Origin of the sequence: uncultured Microbacterium sp., from assembly GCF_913776565.1 — a bacterium.
Lineage (GTDB): Bacteria > Actinomycetota > Actinomycetes > Actinomycetales > Microbacteriaceae > Microbacterium.
The window spans coordinates 1-4,061 of record NZ_CAJYPF010000274.1; the positions used below are offsets into that span (position 1 = coordinate 1).

Sequence of the window (4,061 nt, forward strand, 5' to 3'; positions counted from 1 at the left end):
CCCCCTACCCCTCCCCGCCGCCCTACCGATCTCCCGCCAAGGCGCCCGCCAAGAAGCGCGCCCCCGCCAAGAAGAAGGCCGCCGACGAGGCTCCCGCCGCGGACGAGGCTCCCGCCGACGAGGCACCCGCGAAGGCTCCCGCCAAGAAGCGCGCCCCGGCCAAGAAGAAGGCCGACGCCGCCGAGTAAGTCCCTGTGAAGGGGGGGTGGATGCCACGGCATCCACCCCCTTTTTCTCATCCCCACATGCCGTCGAGTGTTCAGGGCGCGCTCGGTGTCCCGGGGGCTCGCCACCTCCCCTCACCTTCGGTTGGGTGTCCGAGACATCCGGACCGGATTCGAACTCGTCCGGGTGAAGCGGACACTCAGGCGCGTTGCGCCCTGACGACACGCGGGCGGCCCACGAGAAGGAGCAGACGATCCATGAACGACTGGCAGAACAGAGTGGATGCCGTCTGGGCCGACGACACGCTCGATCCCCACGACGTGATCGCGCGCATAGACGCCCTCGCCGCTGAGCGGCCCGTCGACGATCCTGTCGCGCTCTTCGAACGCGCCGGGGCGCGCGACTCGGCCGGCGTCGAGGACGAGGCCGAGGTGCTGTACCGGCGCGCCCTCGCGATCGGGCTCGACGACGAGCGCCGGACGCGGGCCACCATTCAACTGGCGAGCACGATCCGCAACCTCGGCAAGACCGAGGAGTCGCTCGCGATGCTCCGCGCCGAGTACGAGCGAGAGCCGCGCGGGCCCCTGCACGACGCGGCCGCCGCCTTCTACGCCCTGGCCCTGGTGTCGAACGGTGACGCCGAACGGGCGGCATCCGTCGCTCTGCAGGCGCTCGCCCCGCACCTGCCCCGCTATACCCGTTCCGTGACCGGATACGCGCGAGAAATCGCCGATCACCTCGACTGATCCGCCCGCGGCGAACACGGCATCCGGTGTCGGAGCCCGCCGGTAGATTCGTTGCAGATCACCGGAAGAGGAGCACACATGCCCGAACCCCTTATGGCAACGAGCGTCTTCGACAGGCTGCTGAAGGACCGCATCATCTGGCTCGGTTCGGAGGTGCGTGACGAGAACGCCAACGAGATCTGCGCCAAGATCCTGCTGCTCGCGGCAGAGGACCCGCAGAAGGACATCTACCTCTACATCAACTCGCCCGGCGGCTCGATCACGGCCGGCATGGCGATCTACGACACCATGCAGTTCGTGCCGAACGACATCGTCACGGTCGGTATCGGCATGGCGGCGTCGATGGGTCAGCTGCTGCTGACCAGCGGCACCAAGGGCAAGCGCTACATCACGCCCAACGCGCGCGTGCTGCTGCACCAGCCCCACGGCGGCTTCGGCGGCACGTCGAGCGACATCCAGACGCAGGCGCAGCTCATCCTCGACATGAAGCGCCGCCTCGCCGAGATCACCGCGAACCAGACCGGCAAGAGCGTCGAGCAGATCAACGCCGACGGCGACCGCGACCGCTGGTTCACGGCGCAGGAGGCGCTCGAGTACGGCTTCGTCGACCACATGCGCGAGCACGCCACCGACGTCACCGGCGGCGGCGGAACCGCGGCCTGAGTCGAGAGGAAAAGGACACCATCATGAACATCCCCACTTTCGGCGGCGCCGCAGCGCACATGCCTTCGAGTCGCTACGTCCTTCCTCAGTTCGAGGAGCGCACGGCCTACGGCTACAAGCGCCAGGACCCGTACAACAAGCTGTTCGAAGACCGCGTGATCTTCCTCGGCGTACAGGTCGACGACGCCTCGGCCGACGACGTCATGGCCCAGCTGCTCGTGCTCGAGTCGCAGGACCCCGACCGCGACATCATCATGTACATCAACTCGCCCGGCGGCTCGTTCACGGCCATGACGGCGATCTACGACACCATGCAGTACGTCTCGCCGCAGATCCAGACCGTCGTGCTCGGACAGGCCGCGTCCGCGGCATCCGTCCTTCTCGCCGCCGGCGCCCCCGGCAAGCGTCTCGCCCTGCCCAACGCCCGCATCCTGATCCACCAGCCCGCCATGGGCGAGGCCGGTCACGGTCAGGCGTCGGACATCGAGATCCAGGCGCAGGAGATCCTGCGCATGCGTACCTGGCTCGAAGAGACGATGGCCCGTCACACCGGCCAGGACGTCGCCAAGGTCAACAAGGACATCGACCGCGACAAGATCCTCTCGGCCCACGAGGCCATGGAGTACGGCATCGTCGACCAGGTGCTTACGACCCGCAAGCGCCAGCCTGCGGCTCTCACCGCCTGACCCGCTGCTCCTCGGCGCCCCGCAGACCCGTTCCGGTCTGCGGGGCGCCGTCGTGCGCGGCGCCGCGCGCGCTCCTGCGGTCGGCTCCGCCCCGTCTCGCACCGGTGCCGACCCCCGCCGGGTAGTGCCTCGAGACTGCACCCGGCTGACAAGTCGGCGACATCCTGCAACCGAGATGTCGGGGGGATGCCGTGTCGTGGCACCGGCCGCGGTCGACACCGTCCGGAAGCCCTCGTCACGCCGCCCGCCGTGGTCCACGGGATGACGCCGAGGGCGATCACGACACCGCCGGACGCGCAAATGCCCTCGGTTCGCCCGGGGTCGGGTTAGGCTCGGGTAACACACCGGCGGGGGCCGGGTGACGGGAGGATCCGGCCATGGCACGCATCGGTGAGAGCGCCGACCTGTTCAAGTGCTCCTTCTGCGGCAAGAGTCAGAAGCAGGTACAGCAGCTCATCGCCGGTCCAGGCGTGTACATCTGCGACGAATGCGTCGAGCTGTGCAACGAGATCATCGAAGAGCGCATGGCCGAGTCGTCTGCCGGCGAGGTGGCCGAGTTCGATCTGCCCAAGCCCCGCGAGATCTTCTCGTTCCTCGAGGAGTACGTCGTCGGTCAAGAGCCAGCCAAGCGCGCCCTCGCCGTCGCCGTCTACAACCACTACAAGCGCGTCCGCGCGCACGGCACCCTGCAGCCCGCCGAGGCTCGCGCCGAAGAGATCGACATCGCCAAGAGCAACATCCTGCTGCTCGGCCCGACCGGCTGCGGCAAGACCTATCTGGCGCAGACCCTCGCGAAGCGCCTCAACGTCCCCTTCGCGGTCGCGGATGCCACGGCCCTCACCGAGGCCGGCTACGTCGGCGAAGACGTCGAGAACATCCTGCTCAAGCTCTTGCAGGCCGCCGACTTCGACGTCAAGCGCGCCGAGACGGGCATCATCTACATCGACGAGGTCGACAAGATCGCCCGAAAGGCCGAGAACCCCTCGATCACGCGCGATGTCTCGGGCGAGGGCGTGCAGCAGGCGCTGCTGAAGATCCTCGAGGGCACGGTCGCCTCGGTTCCGCCCCAGGGCGGCCGCAAGCATCCCCACCAGGAGTTCATTCAGATCGACACGACGAACGTCCTGTTCATCGTCGCGGGGGCCTTCGCCGGCCTCGAAGAGATCATCTCGGCGCGGGTCGGCAAGCACGGCGTCGGCTTCGGCGCTCCGCTGCACCGGAAAGAAGACGCGCCCGACCTCTTCAGCGAGGCACTGCCCGAAGACCTGCACAAGTTCGGTCTCATCCCCGAGTTCATCGGCCGTCTGCCGGTCGTGGCATCCGTCTCTCCGCTCGATCAGGACGCGCTGATGGAGATCCTCACCGCGCCGCGCAACGCCCTGGTCAAGCAGTACCAGAGGATGTTCGAGCTCGACGGCGTGCAGCTGGAGTTCGACGAGGACGCCCTGCGGGCGATCGCCGACCTCGCCGTGGCCCGCAAGACCGGAGCCCGCGGACTTCGCGCGATCCTCGAGGACGTACTCGGTCCGATCATGTTCGACGTGCCGTCGGCCGACGACATCGCCAAGGTCGTCATCACGCGCGCGGCCGTCGAGGACGGCGCGCAGCCGCGACCGCGGCCGCTCGCCTGGCGCGACGCCCCGGACCGGTCCCTAGGCGCTGCGTCGCTTCTGCGCCAGCACGATCGTCGGCTGCGCGCCGTCCTCGACGGCCGCGCGCGTGATGACGACCTTGGCGATGTCGTCGGCCGACGGCACGTCGAACATGATCGGACCGAGTACGTCCTCGAGGATCGCGCGAA

Annotated in this window: 4 protein-coding genes and 2 pseudogenes; 5 read left to right on the plus strand and 1 reads right to left on the minus strand. The window is 68.3% G+C overall.

Going from position 1 to position 4,061, the window contains the following annotated elements; genetic code table 11:
• The 5 genes and pseudogenes from QZ433_RS14850 to clpX all read left to right on the plus strand — a co-directional run.
• On the plus strand, positions 1–188 hold a 188-nt coding region (locus QZ433_RS14850; protein WP_295784925.1), incomplete at its 5' end, for a hypothetical protein.
• Between the two features lie 234 nt (positions 189–422).
• Positions 423–911 carry a tetratricopeptide repeat protein gene (locus QZ433_RS14855; RefSeq protein ID WP_295784927.1) on the plus strand — a complete coding sequence of 163 codons (489 nt, stop codon included), beginning with the start codon at positions 423–425 and terminating at the stop codon, positions 909–911.
• Positions 912–989: 78 nt separating this feature from the next.
• The gene (locus tag QZ433_RS14860) at positions 990–1,574 is read left to right on the plus strand and encodes an ATP-dependent Clp protease proteolytic subunit (protein ID WP_058231493.1); all 585 of its coding nucleotides are present in this window, start codon (positions 990–992) and stop codon (positions 1,572–1,574) included.
• Between the two features lie 23 nt (positions 1,575–1,597).
• Positions 1,598–2,260, plus strand: coding sequence for an ATP-dependent Clp protease proteolytic subunit (locus QZ433_RS14865; RefSeq protein WP_108320609.1), 663 nt, complete (start codon positions 1,598–1,600; stop codon positions 2,258–2,260).
• A 377-nt stretch (positions 2,261–2,637) separates the two neighbouring features.
• Positions 2,638–3,858 (plus strand): annotated as a pseudogene (gene clpX, locus QZ433_RS14870) (ATP-dependent Clp protease ATP-binding subunit ClpX); the annotation flags it as partial.
• Positions 3,859–3,912: 54 nt separating this feature from the next.
• Here the strand turns inward: clpX and QZ433_RS14875 are convergent.
• A pseudogene (locus QZ433_RS14875) lies at positions 3,913–4,061 on the minus strand (ATP-dependent Clp protease ATP-binding subunit ClpX); the annotation flags it as partial.

Coding starts and splice junctions, on each gene's coding strand:
- QZ433_RS14855 (WP_295784927.1), top strand. CDS start 423: ATGAACGACTGGCAGAACAGAGTGGATGCCGTCTGGGCCGACGACACG.
- QZ433_RS14860 (WP_058231493.1), top strand. CDS start 990: ATGCCCGAACCCCTTATGGCAACGAGCGTCTTCGACAGGCTGCTGAAG.
- QZ433_RS14865 (WP_108320609.1), top strand. CDS start 1,598: ATGAACATCCCCACTTTCGGCGGCGCCGCAGCGCACATGCCTTCGAGT.